Origin of the sequence: Streptomyces sp. NPDC004539, assembly GCF_040610055.1 — a bacterium.
Lineage (GTDB): Bacteria > Actinomycetota > Actinomycetes > Streptomycetales > Streptomycetaceae > Streptomyces.
Genome location: NZ_JBEXLS010000021.1, coordinates 87,637 through 103,497, shown reverse-complemented (window position 1 = coordinate 103,497; position 15,861 = coordinate 87,637). Strand labels below are relative to the sequence as shown.

The window sequence follows — 15,861 nt, the reverse complement described above, 5'->3', positions numbered from 1 at the left end:
TACCTCGGGGGTAGCTCTCGGGAGCTGCCTCCCGAGAACTACCCGCTGAGAACTACCCCCTGGGAGCTACCTCCCGCCCTACTTCCCGAGATGCCGTTCCGCGAACTCCAGCTCCAGCCGGACCTGCTTGATCCGCTCGTCCACGACCAGCGAACCGTGCCCGGCGTCGTACCGGTACACCTCGTGGACGGCTCCCCTCGCCTCCAGGCGCCGGACGTAGTTGTCGACCTGGCGGATGGGGCAGCGCGGGTCGTTGACGCCGGCCGAGATGTAGACGGGGGCCTTCACCCGGTCGACGTAGGTCAGGGGCGAGGACGCCTCGTACCTCTCGGGTACCTCCTCCGGGGTACCCCCGAGGAGGGTGCGGTCCATCGCCTTCAGGGCCTCCATCTCGTCGTGGTAGGCGGTGACGTAGTCCGCGACCGGTACGGCGGCGATGCCCAGCGCCCACGCGTCGGGCTGGGTGCCGATGCCGAGGAGCGTGAGGTAGCCGCCCCAGGAGCCGCCGGTCAGGACGAGCCGGGCGGGGTCGGCGAGCCCGGAGGAGACGGCCCAGTCGCGGACCGCGGCGATGTCCTCCAGCTCGATGAGCCCGACCCGGTGCTTGAGCGCGTCGGTCCAGGCCCGGCCGTACCCGGTGGAGCCCCGGTAGTTGACCCGGACGACCGCGTACCCGTGGTCGACCCAGGCGGCCGGCGCGGCGGCGAAGGCGTCACTGTCGTGCCAGGTGGGGCCGCCGTGGATGTCGAACACGGTCGGCAGCGGACCCTCGGCACCGGCCGGCTTCTGGACGAGCGCGTGGATTCGGCCCCCGGGGCCCTCCACCCACACGTCCTCGACCGGCACCGAGCCCGGCGACCTCATACCAGGGGGGTCCAGTACCACCCCTCCGGAGGTGGACCGTACGACCGGCGGCTCGGCGGCGGAGGACCACAGGTACTCGACGCTGCCGTCGGGCCGCGCCGAGGCGCCGGAGACGCTCCCCGCGGGGGTGGGGACGCGCTCCAGTCCGCCCCCGGCGAGGTCGTAGCGGAAGAGTTCGCTGCGGGCCTCGTGGCTGTGGGCGATCAGCAGGGAGCCCCCGTCGGGGAACCACTCCGCGTTGACGTCGCCGGGCAGGTCGAGGGTCAGTTCGGTCTGGCCGCCGGTCGCGACGTCCCACACCAGCGGCTCCCAGCGACCGCGCCGCTGGTGCCCGATGAGCAGCCGGGTGTCCCCGGCGACGGGCGCGAACCCGAGGACCTCCAGGCCGAGTTCCTCCTCACCGCCCCGGGTGTCGTCCAGTTCGGCGACGGCCGTGCCGTCGAGCCGCAGCACGCGCAGCGCCGAGTGCATGGCGTCGCCGTGCTCGGTGTGCTCGACGGCGATCAGCGTCCCGTCGTACGACAGGTCACCGACGCCCGCGGACTCGCGGTGCCGGTAGATCTCCGTAGGGGTCTCCCCCTGGAGTACTACGTGGATGGTCGTGCCGTCCTCGTCGGTGGAGCGTCCCACCACGGAGGTACGGCCGTCCCTCCCGAGAGCCAGTCCGGCCGGGTAGGAGGGGTCGAGGCCGGGGGTGGCGGGCTCGTCGGGGCCGCCGGCGAACGGCTGCCGCCGCCAGACGCCGAACTCGTCCCCGTCCTTGTCGTCGAACCACCAGATCCAGTCCCCGTCCGGGGACAGCCTGCCGTCCGTCGTCCCGTTCGCCCGGTCCGTCACCTGTCGCTGGTCCCCGCTCGCGCGGTCCCAGGCGTACAGCTCGTACGTCCCGGTCGCGTTCGACGTGAACAGCGAGCGGTCCGGGGCGTCCTCCGCCCAGTCGGGCAGGGAGACCCGCGGCGCCCGGAACCGCTTCTCCCACTCGGGCATGGCCTCAGCGTCACTCATACGTCCATCAAACCTGATGGGGAGGGTCAGGCGGACATCCGCGGACGACGAGAAACCCCGCGCACGCCAGAAAGTGCGGGAGCGGTGCGGAAGCGGGGGTGATACCTCGGGCGTACGGCACCGCTCCCCGGGAGTACTACGGGTACGCCCCACACACCGCCGTCCGCTCCCCCGCCCCCTACCCCGCCGCCCTCCGCCCCGTACCCGGCGCGTACGGTTGAAGGCGTGTACCGGTTTCTGCTGACGCCCCGCTGGTGGGGGATCAACGTCTTCGTGCTGCTGGCCATCCCCTTCTGCCTGTTCATGGGGTCGTGGCAGCTGAGCCGGTTCGAGTCGCGGATGGACGACCACCGGGCGCTCGACCGGGCCGCGGAGACGGGCAAGTCGCAGCCGGCACGGCCGTTGGCCGGGATGCTGCCGGTGGACAAGGAGACCGTGGGCAAGCGGGTCACCGTCAGCGGGCGCTACGGCGAGCAACTGCTCGTGCCCGACCGGCAGGTGGACCGCAAGAGCGGGTACTACGTGCTCACGCTGCTGCGGACGGACTCCGGGAAGGCGCTGCCCGTCGTACGGGGCTGGCTCCCCGGCAAGGCCGGCGCCACGAAGGCCCCGGCCGTTCCGGGCGGCGAGGTCTCCGTGACCGGCGCGCTCCAGGCGTCCGAGACGCCCGGGGACAACGGCGTCACCGCCCGCGGCGGACTGCCGTCCGGTCAGGTCGGCGCGATCAGCACCGCCTCGCTCGTCAACCTCGTCCCGTACGACCTGTACGACGCGTGGGTGACGCTGGATACCGCCGACCCGGGTATGACGACCGTGCCCGCCGAGGCGCCCGCGAACACCGGGCTCGACCTCAAGGCGTTCCAGAACCTGGGGTACACGGGCGAGTGGTTCGTCTTCGCCGGGTTCGTGGTGTTCATGTGGTTCCGGCTGCTGCGCCGCGAGGTGGAGGCCGCGCGGGACGCCGAACTGGGGCTGGCGGCGGGGGACTCCGGGACTGACGCCGACGCCGAGGCGCCCACGCCCGCGTCCCCCGTCACGTCCGGCACCCCTTAGTACCAGTACCTCTTGAGTACCAGTACCTCTTGAGTACCGGCACCCCTTGGTACCGGCGCCTCTCAGCCTCTCAGGCACCGGCACACCTCAGGCACCGACGCCACCGCGACCGGCACCCCCTAGGGGCACCCGCCTCCGCTCACGGCGAGGCCACCACACCCGTCCGGTAGACCACCCCGGCGCACGCGTTCGGCACGGTCGCCGTGACCGACGGCGATCCCGCGTCGGCCGTGTAGGTCACCGACACGCTGCCCTCGGCGGTCGTGGTGCCGTCCTCCCTGACCAGCTGGGGACTGGTACCCGTAGTACCGCTGCTGGAGCCCGTCGTCTGCTCGGAGGGGCTGGGCGAGGGCGACGGCGAGGACCCGGTGTCGCCACCCGTGGTACTCCCGCCGGTGCTCCCACCGTCGCTGGGACACGAGGACGACGGCACCCAGGCGAACTTCACGTCGTACGCGGAGCCGGGCGCCAGCGCCAGTTGCGTGACGTACAGGGAGGGGTCGGGGAGGGCGGCGGCCGGGTCGCCCGCGGCGTGCTGGGTGACGCTGATCTTCGCGGCGTCGGCCGCGCCCTGCACCCCTGGGGAGAGGGTGACGGAACCGGCGACCGTACAGCTCTCGGTGGAGACGTTGACGACGCGGAACGTGCCGTACACGACCCCCGTGGAGTCCGGGCCGTCGACCGTCGAGGTCGCCGAGCCGAGCTGGCCGGCGGTGCAGGCGGGGGCGGTCGGGCTGAGCGACTTGGAGGGGTCGGCGCCGCTGGAGGCGTCCGCGCCCGGGGTCGGCTTGCCGGCACCGCTCCCCTTGGACTCCCCCGACCCCGTACCCGTAGTACCTCCGGAGGACTCCCCGACCTTCCCGGTGGAACCTCCGTCGGGGTTCTTGCCCTGGCCGGTGGAGCCGCCCGTCTCGGACGCCTGCCCCGCGACGGCGGGGTTCGCGTCGGGGTCGCCGACACCGGAGACGGTCATCAGGGCGGGGACGGCGACGCCCGCGAACAGGGCCGCCGCAGCCGCCCCCACGAGCGCCTGCCGCTTGCGGGCCTTGCGCGCGGGGACCGCCCGGCGGAGGTGGTCGAGGGCGCCGTCGCGCGGCGCCATCTCGTGCACCGCCCGGTGCAGCATGCGGCGCAGCTCCAGCTCGTCCGAGTCGAACCCGTCCTCCGGGCCCTGGTCGTCGAGGTGGTGGTTCACAGTCCTGTTCCCAGCGTGTGGTTGCTTCGGATCGTTCGGGTACGACGGTCCCGGACCGCCCCTGTCCGACGGGGCGCTTCCCCCCAGGAGTTCTCCCTGTCCCTCCAGAGGGTCATCGGCCCTGTCCGGTTCCCCGCTCACGCCGACGCCTCCATCGCGGTCCGCAGCGCCGCGATCCCGCGCGAGCCGTACGCCTTGACGGAGCCGAGGGAGATGCCGAGCGTCTCGGCGACCTGGGCCTCGGTCATGTCGGCGAAGTAGCGCAGGACCAGCACCTCGCGCTGGCGGCGCTGGAGCCCCTTCATCGCCTTGATCAGGGAGTCGCGCTCCAGCTGGTCGTAGGCGCCCTCCTCCGCGCTGGCCATGTCCGGCATCGGCTTGGAGAGGAGCTTCAGGCCGAGGATGCGGCGGCGCAGGGCGGAGCGGGAGAGGTTGACGACCGTCTGCCTCAGGTATGCCAGGGTCTTCTCGGGGTCACGGACGCGTTTGCGCGCCGAGTGCACGCGGATGAACGCCTCCTGGACGACGTCCTCGCAGGACGCGGTGTCGTCGAGCAGGAGGGCGGCGAGACCCAGGAGGGAGCGGTAGTGCGCCCGGTAGGTCTCGGTGAGGTGGTCGACGGTCGTGCCGGCCGCGACGGTGTCGTCGCCGGCACGCGGGCCGGGGATGCGGGTGGGCCGCGCTGCGGGCATCGGCGCGATCACCGGCAGACCGCCGGGCGCCCCGGCGACGCGGGGGCGGGCGGTCCGGCGGGGCGGGCGCAGGGTCGCACCGGTCGCCGCTGTGAAATCGAGTACCTCTGCCACGCCAGTTGGACACCCGTACCCCTGAGGAGGTTGTACGTGTCGGCCGTCACTTTTCGACGAACCGCCGGCGCGGGTGACCCGTACGACCCGTAATACCCGTACGCCCCGTAATACCCGTGCCCGCGCACCCCCGTCGCCGGAATCGTTTCTTCACCGACGCTCGCGCCGGTCCGCGGGGCCGGCCGTCTACCGGCCCGCGCCCCCTGGTCTACCCTCATACGTCCCGCTCTTCCCCTATGTTCCCTATGTCCCATAGGAAGTGTCCCCATACGAAACGGGCGTCCCCACGCCCGTCACACAGGCGTCCGACAGCTACAGCCCGTGGTCACACGCTTGCGCACCCGGAAAGGGTGACCGCAAAGACGCTCCCCGCGCACCGCACGGTTGCGGTGTACAGGGAGAAAAATCTTCGAACGCCGACCCGCCCGGGGACAAGGCGGCGCGACCGTCTTCCGGCTCACAGTCCTGACGTGAATCCTACAAAGCCACCCGGCCCTGGCCAGCGGCTTTTCACTCCGGGCGAGATCCGGACCGGGGTGTCCACTCGGCGGCGACCAGTTCCGCGAGCTGCGCCGTGTTGAGGGCGGCGCCCTTGCGGAGGTTGTCGCCGCAGACGAAGAGTTCGAGCGCGGTCGGGTCGTCGAGGGCCCGCCGGACCCGGCCGACCCAGGTGGGGTCGGTGCCGACGACGTCCGCCGGGGTCGGGAACTCGCCCGCCGCGGGGTCGTCGAAGAGGACGACGCCCGGCGCGGTGGCGAGGATCTCGCGGGCGCCGCGGACCGTGACCTCGTCCTGGAAGCGGGCGTGCACGGTCAGGGAGTGGGTGGTGACGACGGGGACGCGGACGCAGGTGACGGCGACCGGGAGCTTCGGCAGCCCGAGGATCTTGCGGGACTCGTCCCGCACCTTGCGCTCCTCCGACGACCAGCCGTCCTCGGTGAGCGATCCGGCCCACGGGACGACGTTCAGCGCGATCGGCGCCGCGAACGGCCCGACGTCGTCCCCGACGACCCTCCGTACATCTCCAGGGGTAGTACCGAGGTTTCCCCCTACGACCCCTACGACCTGCTCCAGCTGCCGCCGCAGCGTCTCGACGCCCTCCCGCCCCGCCCCGCTGACCGCCTGGTACGACGAGACCACCAGCTCACGCAGCCCGAACTCGGCGTGCAGCGCGCCCAGGGCGACGATCATCGACAGCGTCGTGCAGTTGGGGTTGGAGATGATGCCGCGCGGCCGGACCCGGGCGGCGTGCGGGTTCACCTCGGGTACGACGAGGGGGACGTCGGGGTCCATCCGGAAGGCCCCGGAGTTGTCGACGACGACCGCCCCCTTGGCGACCGCGACCGGCGCCCAGCGGGCGGCGACCTCGTCGGGGACGTCGAACATCGCGACGTCGACCCCGTCGAACGCCTCCTCCGAAAGAGCCACGACCTCGACCTCCTCGCCGCGCACGGCCAGCTTGCGGCCGGCCGAGCGCGGGGAGGCGACGAGGCGGATCTCACCCCAGACGTCGGCGCGCTGGGAGAGGATCGTGAGCATGACCGAGCCGACGGCCCCGGTCGCTCCCACGACCGCGAGCGTCGGTCGTCCGGTCATCGCCCGGTGCCACCGTAGACGACGGCCTCGTCGCTGTCGGAGTCGAGGCCGAACGCCGAGTGGACGGCGCGGACGGCCTCGTTGACGTCGTCCGCGCGGGTCACGACCGAGATGCGGATCTCGGATGTCGAGATCAGCTCGATGTTCACGCCCGCGTCGGAGAGCGCGGTGAAGAAATCGGCGGTGACCCCGGGGTTGGTCTTCATCCCGGCGCCGACCAGGGAGATCTTGCCGATCTGGTCGTCGTACCGCAGGGATTCGAAACCGATCCCGGAACGGTTCTTCTCCAGCGCGTCGATCGCCTTGCGGCCCTCGGACTTGGGGAGCGTGAAGGAGATGTCCGTCAGGCCGGTCGCGGCGGCGGACACGTTCTGCACGATCATGTCGATGTTGATCTCGGCGTTCGAGATCGTCCGGAAGATCGCGGCGGCCTCGCCCGGCTTGTCCGGCACGCCGACGACCGTGATCTTGGCCTCGGAGGTGTCGTGCGCGACACCGGAGATGATGGCCTGCTCCACCTTCTGGTCCCCTTGCTGCTGTGCCTTCGAAACGGGCGGCTGACTGCTCACCCACGTGCCCTGGAGTCCGCTGAAGCTGGACCGGACGTGGATCGGGATGTCATACCTGCGGGCGTACTCCACACACCGGTGGAGCAATACCTTGGAGCCGGAGGATGCAAGCTCCAGCATGTCCTGGAAGTGAATCCAGTCGATCTTCCGGGCCTTCTTCACCACGCGCGGGTCGGCGGTGAACACGCCGTCGACGTCGGTGTAGATCTCACAGACCTCGGCCTGGAGCGCGGCGGCGAGGGCGACGGCCGTGGTGTCGGACCCACCGCGGCCGAGCGTGGTGATGTCCTTCTTGTCCTGGCTGACGCCCTGGAACCCGGCGACGATCGCGATGTTGCCCCGGTCGAGGGACTCGCGGATACGGCCGGGCGTGACGTCGATGATCCGGGCTTTGTTGTGGACGGAGTCGGTGATGACGCCTGCCTGGCTGCCGGTGAAGGACTGGGCCTCGTGGCCCAGGTTCTTGATCGCCATCGCCAGCAGGGCCATGGAGATCCGCTCTCCGGCGGTCAGCAGCATGTCGAACTCACGCCCGGCGGGCATCGGAGACACCTGCTCGGCGAGATCGATCAGCTCGTCCGTCGTGTCGCCCATCGCGGAAACGACGACGACCACCTGATGGCCGTTCTTCTTCGCTTCCACGACCCGCTTGGCGACACGCTTGATGCCCTCGGCATCGGCTACGGATGAGCCTCCGTACTTCTGCACGACAAGGCCCACGTGCGCTCCTCGCTCAGTTCGTCGATTGCACCGGTCAGTCTAACGAGCGTCCGAATTCCCCTTCCGGGGTATCGCATGGTGAGATATCCGACGCCCGTTTCCGGTCTGCTACGTGAGAGCTAGTACCCAGGTCGTACGGGTTACGCGCGTGATTGCTGTGAATTAAGTTTCAAGCACTAGGGTGCCGCTGTGCGCGTACTTCTGGTGGAAGACGACGAGCCCGTCGCGGAATCTCTGCGGCGCGGCCTGAAACGGTACGGCTTCGAGGTGGACTGGGTGATGACCGGGGCCGCCGCGCTCGCTCACACCGACCCCCACGACGTCGTCCTCCTCGATCTCGGGCTGCCCGACACCGACGGGCTCGACGTGTGCAAGGCGCTGCGCGCCCGCAGCGACGTCCCGATCATCGTGATCAGCGCCCGCAGCGACGAGACGGACCGGGTGGTCGGGCTCGAACTCGGCGCCGACGACTACGTCTCCAAGCCGTTCGGGGTGCGTGAGGTCATCGCCCGGATAAGGGCGGTCATGCGGCGGGTCCAGCCGCGTACGGCCGCGGAGGCGGGGCCCGACCGGTACGGTCCCGGCCTCACCGTCGACCGCAAGGCGGCCCGCGTCCGGCTGAACGGGGAGGAGGTGTCCCTGGCGCCCAAGGAGTACGACCTGCTGGCCTTCCTCACCGAGGAGCCGGGGGCGCTGATGACCCGGGAACAGATCATGGAGGCCGTCTGGGACGCGAACTGGTTCGGGCCGACGAAGACGCTGGACGTCCACGTGGCCGCGCTGCGCCGGAAGCTGGCGGGGGCGATCACGATCGAGGCGGTGCGGGGGGTGGGGTTCCGGCTGGAGATCGTCGGGGCCGCGGGTACTACGGGTACTACGGGCACCCCCGGAGACGCGTCCGCATGATCCGGCAGCTCATCCTCAGCTACGTCCTGCTCGTCGCCGGCGCGATCGGCCTGTTCACCTTCCCGGTGGCCTTCACCCTGACCAACCAGCTCCGCGACGACACCGAGCTGTCGGTGAAGCGGGAGGCGACGACGATGGCGGTGCTGCTCAGCAACGGCGACACCGCGTCCTGCCAGGCACTGGCCCAGCTCGCCCGCGCGTACGCCAAGGAGACGAAGGACGACGTCCAGGTCACGGCGACCGCCGACTGCGCGGCCCCGCTGCCCCGCCCGGAAGCCGGCAAGGCGCTGGAGCGCGCGCTGGGCCAGGGCAAGGACACCACCGACTGGGGCTCCAACTTCATCTGGGGCAAGGAGCTGACGATCACCGTCCCGGCGAAGTCGGGCGACGAGGTCGTCGGCGCCGTACGGATCGTCTACTCGACGCACGGCATGACCAACCGCCTGTGGAACATCTGGGGTTTCCGGGCGGGACTCGCCGCCGCTGTCCTCGGCGTGGCCGCCGTGATCGGCGCCGTGGTGGCCCGCCGGCTCACCCGGCCGCTCCGCCAACTCAACGACATGGCCAGCAAGTTCAGCGACGGCGACCTGACGGCCCGTACCCCTGAGACGGGCCCCCAGGAAACGCGGACCCTCGCCCGCACCCTGAACCAGGCGGGCGAGCGCCTCGACACCCTGATCGCCTCGCAGCGCATCTTCGTCGCCGACGCGTCACACCAACTCCGCACCCCGCTCACGGCGTTGAGGCTGTCCCTGGACAACATCGCGGACGGTGTGGACGACGAATTCGTGCGCGAGGACGTCGAGCAGGCGACCGCGGAAGTGGTCCGCATGAGCCGCCTGGTCAACGGCCTGCTGGTGCTCGCGCGGGCCGAGGCGAAGGTGACCGCCGCGGAACCGCTGCCACTTGCCGAGATCGTGAACGAACGGCTCGCGGTGTGGAGGCCGGCCGCCGACGAACGCGGAGTCACCATCGCGCTCGTGGGGGGAAGTATCGACGACCGGCCGCTCGTGTTGGCCGCCCCCGGTCACCTGGACCAGGTGCTGGACAACGTGTTCTCCAACGCCCTGGAGGTCTCGCCGGACGGCGGCACCATCACGGTCCGGTGGGACGGGGGCACCGCCCGCTGGGATTCGGGCCAGCGGACGGTGGTCCTGTCGGTCCTCGACGAGGGACCGGGTATGTCGGACCAGGAGAAGTCGAGGGCGTTCGACCGCTTCTGGCGGGGACAGGGGCTCACCGGGCGAGGCGGTTCGGGGCTCGGCCTCGCCGTCGTCAAGCAGCTCGTGACGGACGACGGGGGCACGGTGACCCTGAAGGACGCGCCCGGCGGCGGCCTGTGCGTCTCGATCAGCCTTCGGGCATCTTCGAGGAGTGGTGGTTGATGATCTTCCAGTCGCCGTCGCGCTGCTTCTCGTACTCGTACGTGTAGCGGGCCTTGACGACGCTCTTCGCGCCCGTCTTCGGGTCGGTGAGCGTGAACTGGTAGACACCCGTGTCGATCGCGGAGTTGCTGTCGAGCACGTTCACGATGGTCGTGATCTTCTTGCCGACCGGCTTGTTGAGCAGGAAGTGCTCGAAGTAGTCGACGATCTCCGCGTGGTTGGTGCGGATCTTGTTGGAGACGGTGGGCAGCAGGACCGCGTTCTTCCCGTAGAGGTCGGCGACCTTCTCCGGGTCGCCGGTCTTCAGCGTGGCGTTCCACGTGTCGAAGAGTCCGGCGATCTGGGCCTTCGTCGCCAGCTTCGGCTGCGGCTTGTGCTCGGGGCCGGCGAAGCTGACGCCGGCGCCGACGGTCCCGGCGACGACGAGGGACGCCGTGCCGATGACCAGGGCCCGCTTGCTTATGGAACGAGGGCGACGGTTCATCACAACTCCAGTGCTTATGGGGGGAGTTCGTATCCTCCGGTTCTCCTGTGGAGGAAGTGACTCCAGACTCCCGTTTCACCGGTTAGCGCCCGTGCAGCCGTCGTACAGGAGAGATCCAGGACCTCTCCAAAACTCGTTCGCGCCGTGTTCGCGGTCAGGAGGAGGCGTGCTTGCCGCCGCGGTCGCGGACCAGGCTGACGCCGGCGCCGAGGGAGACGACGCCCATGCCGACGGCGGTCATGACGCCCTGGGTGCCGTCCACGACGAAGGGGGCTGCGGCGGCGACGACCAGGTTGAAGAGGAAGAGGAACCACAGGACGGGGCGGGAGGAGAGCAGCGACTTCATGGGGAATCCCTCGTTTCGGGGTCTCGGTCGGGGTTGACCTTGTGTGATCAACGATCCCGTTTTCCGGGGTCCGCAACGAGAGAGCCCGCCCCCGAACCCGTGGTGTAGCGGGCTACACCTCAAGGGGGAGGATCGGTCCCCCTACCCGGGAGCCACGTACCCGGGAGCTACGACATGAGGAGGACCCGGTGGACGATCTGGCCTGGGAGCAGGTACGGCGGCTGGTGGGCTGGCTGGACGAGCGCGCGGAGCCGGCCGCGGCGGGCGACGTACGGCTGCTGCGGGTGCTGAAGATCGGGGAGGAGTTCGGCGAGGTCGCCGAGGCGCTGCACGGCGCGCTGGGCGCCAATCCACGCAAGGGGGCGTCGCACACCTGGGACGACGTGCGCCAGGAGCTGTGCGACGTGATCGTGACCGCGATGGTGGCGCTGACGTCGTGCGTGGACGACACGGACGACACGGACGGCGCGGGCGATGCGGACGGCGCGGGCGGGCCGGCGGGGCTGCTGGCGGGACGGCTGGAGCTGCTGGTGGAGCGGGCGGGGCTGAACGCGCCGCCGGGTGGCGACGCGTCGTAACCGTTTTCCGTGCTGTTTCCGGCGCTGTTCTCCGTGCTGCTTCCGTGCGCTACTTCTGGGCCTTCAGCCCCAGCGGCTCGGCGATCTCCTCCGTCATCACGCGGCCCGCCTCGATCTCCAGGGTCTCGTCGCCCATGGCCTGGTCGGTGTCGAGGCCGTCCAGTTCGGCCAGCGGCTGGTCGAGGCGGATGTGGGCGAGGACGGAGTGCAGCGCGCGCAGGGTCGCCGAGGCCGTCGTACCCCAGTTGGAGAAGTACGAGAACTGCCACCACCACAGCGCCTCGGTGGTACGGCCCGCGCGGTAGTGGGCCATGCCGTGGCGCAGGTCGGTGATGACGTCGGCGAGGTCGTCGGAGATCCGGGCCGGTACCGGAGCCTTACGGGGTTCGTAGGGGTCGAAGACCTCGGAGTAGACGTCGACCGGCTCCAGCAGCCGGGCGAGGTTCTCGCGGAGTTCGTCGACGTCGGCGTCGGGGCCCGCGTCGGGCTCGTACCGCTCGTCCGGGACGATGTCCTCGTGGGCGCCCAACCTGCCGCCGGCCAGCAGGAGTTGGCTGACCTCCAGGAGCAGGAACGGCACCGCGGAACCGGGTTCGTCGCCCTTGGCGACCTCGGTGACCGCGACCAGGAAACTCTCCACCTGGTCGGCGATCTGGACCGCGAAGTCGTCCGGGTCCAGGCCGCTCGCGTGCAGAGTGGCGTCGGGCATCGTGACGTCAGACATCTAGGAGTCGTCTCCCCTCGAAGGCGCGGCCGAGGGTCACCTCGTCCGCGTATTCCAGGTCGCCACCCACCGGGAGGCCGCTGGCCAGGCGGGTGACCTTCAGGCCCATGGGCTTGATCATGCGGGCGAGGTACGTCGCTGTCGCCTCACCCTCCAGGTTCGGGTCCGTGGCGAGGATCAGCTCGGTGACCGTGCCGTCCGCGAGGCGGGCCAGGAGCTCCCTTATCCGCAGGTCGTCGGGGCCGACGCCCTCGATCGGGCTGATCGCGCCGCCCAGGACGTGGTACCTGCCCCGGAACTCGCGCGTCCGCTCGACCGCGACGACGTCCTTCGGCTCCTCGACGACGCAGATCACCGAGGGGTCGCGGCGCGGGTCGCGGCAGATCCCGCACAGCTCCTCCTGCGCGACGTTTCCGCAGGTCGCGCAGAATCTGACCTTCGCCTTGACCTCCAGCAGGGCGTGCGCGAGGCGGCGTACGTCCGTCGGCTCCGCCTGGAGGACGTGGAAGGCGATCCGCTGCGCGCTCTTGGGACCGACGCCGGGCAGCCGACCCAGCTCGTCGATGAGGTCCTGGACCACGCCTTCGTACACGGACTGCCGTCCTTCCTGGGGTTCGTTCAGTGCGTACGGTAGTTGCCGGAGGCCCCTCCCAGAAAGGCGACCGGCGTGAAGAAACCGGCCTGGCCTCGGGAAAGGGGTCCTGAGGGTTACGGGACCTGAGGGTTACGGGGTTCTCAGGGTGAGGTCCTCGAGGTGGGGCCCTCGGGGTGAGGGAGTCAGAAGGGCAGGCCCGGGATGCCGCCGCCGCCCAGCCCCTGGGCCAGCGGGCCGAGTTTCTGCTGCTGGAGGGTCTGCGCGTTCTGGTTGGCCGCCTGGACGGCCGCGACGATCAGGTCGGCGAGGGTCTCCGTGTCCTCCGGGTCGACCGCCTTGGGGTCGATCACCAGGGCGCGGAGCTCGCCGGAGCCGGTGACGGTCGCCTTCACGAGGCCGCCGCCCGCCTGGCCGTCGACCTCCGTGTTCGCCAGTTCCTCCTGGGCGAGCTGGAGGTCCTGCTGCATCTTCTGCGCCTGCTGGAGCAACTGCTGCATGTTGGGCTGGCCACCACCGGGAAACACCATCGGCTCCTGTGTCGTACGACGTCTGGGGCGGGGGTCTCCCGCTCGGCACGAGCCTACGTGGTCTGTGCGGGCGCTGCCCCGGCACTCTTTCGAGTGAGACTGCTCCACGGCCTATACCTGATCAAGGCCCACTTCCGGGCGTAAAACCGGCGAAACCTTCCTCTTCGCCACCCATTGGGAGGTAGGAAGGGTCAGACGCACCGGCACCACACGTCACGACGCCGTACGCGGTGCCGTCCGGCGGTGTCCGGGGGTATACGGCGGCTTCGGGGGTGTGGCTCTCAGGAGGTAGCTCCCGACGGGTAGCCCCCAGGGCTGACTCCTCGTGGGGCGTGCCGGGTGTGTGCAGGTCAGGTCAGGTAGCGGAACGGGGTTCAGGAGGGAGTGCCGGGTGGGTCAGCAGCCGGAGATGCAGCCCGAGGGTCCGCCTCAGGACGGACGGGACGAGGGCGCGGCCGGGCTGCGGCCGGGCGATCTGACCGGGCGGACGTTCCCGCACGGCGACTGGGGCGAGCCCGCGGTGCGGCTCGACGAGCTGTACCGGTGGGTGGAGCAGGGCGCGCTGGAGACGGCCGCCTGGTACCTCGCCGACCGGGGGTGGAAGCGGCGCGGGGCGCGGGTGCTGCGGGGGGCCGCGGCGGGGGGTGCGGTGATCGGCGCCGCGCTGCCGCTGCTCGACCTCGGCGGGCTGTGGCACGGCGCGTCCCCCTGGGGGTACCTCGCGCTGCTGATCGCCGTGTCCTGTGTCGCCGTCGACCGGTCCTTCGGGCTGACCTCGGGGTGGATGCGGGACGTCGCCACCGCGCAGGCCGTCCAGCGGCGGCTCCAGGTGCTCCAGTTCGACTGGGCCTCGGAGAGTGTCCGCGAGGTGCTGGGGCCGGCCGAGGGGACCGCGGGCGAGGCGGCGGAGCGGTGCCTCGGGGTGCTGCGGCGGTTCTCGGAGGACGTCACGGATCTGGTGCGTACGGAGACGGCGGACTGGATGATCGAGTTCCGGACGGCGTCGACGTCGCTGGCCCTCCAGACGACCGCGCCCAGCGTGCCGCGCCAGGAGCAGGCGGGGCCGCATCCGGGGCGGTTCTCGCCGCCGTCGGTGAACGGGACGCGGCCGAACATGCCGAGGCAGAGGCCGCCGGAGCCGCGGTGAGGGCGGTGGGGGCGGTGGGGGCGGTGGGGGCGGTGGCTCGGGAGTACTACGGGTACTACGGGGCGTACGAGGCCCTCGTCGTCGTACCGGTGTCCCCGTGGCCCCCGTACTCCCCGTAGTACCCGCACGCCTCCCCCAGATCTCCCGTACCTCCCGTAACCCCCGCCGGCAGGTGCAGGGTGGCTTCCGCGCCGCCCTCGGGGTGGTTGCGGAAGAGGAGGCGGGCGCCGAGGAGGCGGGACTGGCCGGTGGCGATGCTGAGGCCGAGGCCGGTGCCGCGGGCGGTGCGGAAGCGCTGCGGGCCCGAGGTGGCGAGGAGGGCGAGGGCCTCGGGCGGGAAGCCGGGGCCGAGGTCGCGGACGCGCAGGACGGGGCCGTCCGCGTCGTGGTCGACGTCGACGGTGACCGGGGTCGCGCCGTGCCGCAGGGCGTTGGTGACCAGGTTCGTCAGGATGCGTTCGACGCGGCGGGGGTCGGTCTCCGCGAGGGTGTCGGCGACAACCCGCACCTCGGCCCCTTCGAGCCCGGCGACCGCGCGCCGCGCCATCGCGCTGACCTGCCGGATCTCCATCTCGACGACCGCGACCCGGGCGTCGAGGCGGGCGATCTCCAGGACGTCCTCGACGAGCGCGTGCAGCTTGCGGACCCCGCCCGCGACCAGGTCGGCGGCGGGGTCCGGCGGCAGCAGGCCGATCGCGGTGACCATCGCGGCGACCGGGGTGCGCAGCTCGTGCGCGATGTCGGCGGTGACGCACCGCTCCGCCTCCAGGTGGGCGCCGAGCGCGTCGGCCATGGCGTTCATGGACCCGGCGAGCCGGGCGATCTCGTCCCGGCCGTGCGGGCGGACGCGGGCGTCGAGGTCGCCGTCGGCGATGCGTTCCGCCGTCCGGGCGGCGGCCGTGGCGCGGCGGCCCATGCGCAGGCCGAGGGCGAGGCCGAGCAGGGCGACGGCGCCGGTGGCCGCGGCGCCGGTGGTGGCGAGCGTCCGGTCGAGTTCGTCGAGGGCGTCCGCCTCGCGGCCGTAGGGGCGGGAGAGGGCGAGGACGGTCCGGTCGGAGACGTGGGTGGCCGCCCACAGCACGGGGTGCGTACCGCTCTGGAGGTAGGTCGCACGTACCCCCTTGGCGATCAGCCGGGTGAGGGGCGCGGGGAGGTCCGGCGGGTCGAGCCGGGCGGCGGACTCGCGTCCCGCGGCGTGGTCGTAGGCGGCGGAGACCAGCTGGCGGTCCAGGTCGGCGCGGGCGGTGGCGAGCTGGTCGGCGGCGGTGATGCGGTGGACCAGCAGGCCGACGGCTCCCGCGACGCAGACGGCCGCGGCGGCGACGGCGAGCGCCATCTTCGTACCGATGTTCATGGTGATC

16 protein-coding genes are annotated in these 15,861 nt (G+C 71.3%); 5 read left to right on the top strand and 11 right to left on the bottom strand.

Annotated elements, in window-relative coordinates:
• Positions 1-78 precede the first annotated feature (78 nt).
• A complete protein-coding gene (locus tag ABZX85_RS34860) occupies positions 79-1,869 on the bottom strand; it encodes a prolyl oligopeptidase family serine peptidase (protein WP_355877790.1) in 1,791 nt (596 codons plus the stop codon).
• Positions 1,870-2,094: 225 nt separating this feature from the next.
• On the opposite strand from ABZX85_RS34860, the gene ABZX85_RS34855 reads away from it, so the two are divergent.
• Positions 2,095-2,922, top strand: coding sequence for an SURF1 family protein (locus ABZX85_RS34855; RefSeq protein WP_355877787.1), 828 nt, complete (start codon positions 2,095-2,097; stop codon positions 2,920-2,922).
• A 139-nt stretch (positions 2,923-3,061) separates the two neighbouring features.
• Here the strand turns inward: ABZX85_RS34855 and ABZX85_RS34850 are convergent, their stop codons facing one another.
• The 4 genes from ABZX85_RS34850 to ABZX85_RS34835 form a co-directional block, all read right to left on the bottom strand.
• Positions 3,062-4,117, bottom strand: a complete 1,056-nt coding sequence (locus ABZX85_RS34850) for a hypothetical protein (protein WP_355877784.1) — start codon at positions 4,115-4,117, stop codon at positions 3,062-3,064.
• A 137-nt stretch (positions 4,118-4,254) separates the two neighbouring features.
• Positions 4,255-4,923 (bottom strand): SigE family RNA polymerase sigma factor, encoded by a 669-nt coding sequence (locus ABZX85_RS34845; RefSeq protein ID WP_355877781.1) that lies wholly within the window; start codon positions 4,921-4,923, stop codon positions 4,255-4,257.
• Between the two features lie 510 nt (positions 4,924-5,433).
• Positions 5,434-6,519 carry an aspartate-semialdehyde dehydrogenase gene (locus ABZX85_RS34840; protein WP_355877778.1) on the bottom strand — a complete coding sequence of 362 codons (1,086 nt, stop codon included), beginning with the start codon at positions 6,517-6,519 and terminating at the stop codon, positions 5,434-5,436.
• Entirely contained in the window at positions 6,516-7,808 is a 1,293-nt protein-coding gene (locus ABZX85_RS34835; RefSeq protein ID WP_355877775.1) for an aspartate kinase, read from the bottom strand. Before ABZX85_RS34835 ends, ABZX85_RS34840 begins: the two co-directional genes overlap by 4 nt.
• A 189-nt stretch (positions 7,809-7,997) precedes the next feature.
• Here ABZX85_RS34835 and ABZX85_RS34830 point away from each other — a divergent pair, with 189 nt between their 5' ends.
• The gene (locus tag ABZX85_RS34830; RefSeq protein WP_355877772.1) at positions 7,998-8,714 is read left to right on the top strand and encodes a response regulator transcription factor; all 717 of its coding nucleotides are present in this window, start codon (positions 7,998-8,000) and stop codon (positions 8,712-8,714) included.
• Entirely contained in the window at positions 8,711-10,099 is a 1,389-nt protein-coding gene (locus ABZX85_RS34825; RefSeq protein ID WP_355877769.1) for a HAMP domain-containing sensor histidine kinase, read from the top strand. The genes ABZX85_RS34830 and ABZX85_RS34825 overlap by 4 nt, the downstream gene beginning before the upstream one ends.
• Here ABZX85_RS34825 and ABZX85_RS34820 read toward each other — a convergent pair.
• Positions 10,065-10,583 (bottom strand): SgcJ/EcaC family oxidoreductase, encoded by a 519-nt coding sequence (locus tag ABZX85_RS34820; RefSeq protein ID WP_355877766.1) that lies wholly within the window; start codon positions 10,581-10,583, stop codon positions 10,065-10,067. The genes ABZX85_RS34825 and ABZX85_RS34820 overlap by 35 nt on opposite strands.
• Positions 10,584-10,737: 154 nt before the next feature.
• Positions 10,738-10,929, bottom strand: coding sequence for a hypothetical protein (locus ABZX85_RS34815; RefSeq protein WP_355877763.1), 192 nt, complete (start codon positions 10,927-10,929; stop codon positions 10,738-10,740).
• A gap of 188 nt (positions 10,930-11,117) precedes the next feature.
• Here ABZX85_RS34815 and ABZX85_RS34810 point away from each other — a divergent pair, with 188 nt between their 5' ends.
• Positions 11,118-11,507, top strand: a complete 390-nt coding sequence (locus tag ABZX85_RS34810) for a MazG-like family protein (protein ID WP_355877760.1) — start codon at positions 11,118-11,120, stop codon at positions 11,505-11,507.
• A gap of 49 nt (positions 11,508-11,556) precedes the next feature.
• On the opposite strand, the gene ABZX85_RS34805 is transcribed toward ABZX85_RS34810, so the two are convergent.
• The 3 genes from ABZX85_RS34805 to ABZX85_RS34795 all read right to left on the bottom strand — a co-directional run bounded on the left by ABZX85_RS34805 (position 11,557) and on the right by ABZX85_RS34795 (position 13,350).
• Complete coding sequence (locus ABZX85_RS34805; RefSeq protein ID WP_355877993.1) at positions 11,557-12,216, bottom strand: DUF5063 domain-containing protein; 660 nt, start codon at positions 12,214-12,216, stop codon at positions 11,557-11,559.
• Between the two features lie 7 nt (positions 12,217-12,223).
• Positions 12,224-12,823, bottom strand: coding sequence for a recombination mediator RecR (recR, locus tag ABZX85_RS34800; protein ID WP_355877757.1), 600 nt, complete (start codon positions 12,821-12,823; stop codon positions 12,224-12,226).
• Between the two features lie 185 nt (positions 12,824-13,008).
• A complete protein-coding gene (locus tag ABZX85_RS34795; RefSeq protein ID WP_355877990.1) occupies positions 13,009-13,350 on the bottom strand; it encodes a YbaB/EbfC family nucleoid-associated protein in 342 nt (113 codons plus the stop codon).
• 394 nt (positions 13,351-13,744) lie between these two features.
• On the opposite strand from ABZX85_RS34795, the gene ABZX85_RS34790 reads away from it, so the two are divergent.
• The gene (locus tag ABZX85_RS34790; RefSeq protein WP_355877754.1) at positions 13,745-14,500 is read left to right on the top strand and encodes an SLATT domain-containing protein; all 756 of its coding nucleotides are present in this window, start codon (positions 13,745-13,747) and stop codon (positions 14,498-14,500) included.
• 55 nt (positions 14,501-14,555) lie between these two features.
• Here ABZX85_RS34790 and ABZX85_RS34785 read toward each other — a convergent pair whose 3' ends face one another.
• The gene (locus ABZX85_RS34785) at positions 14,556-15,854 is read right to left on the bottom strand and encodes a HAMP domain-containing sensor histidine kinase (RefSeq protein WP_355877752.1); all 1,299 of its coding nucleotides are present in this window, start codon (positions 15,852-15,854) and stop codon (positions 14,556-14,558) included.
• Positions 15,855-15,861: the final 7 nt, after the last annotated feature.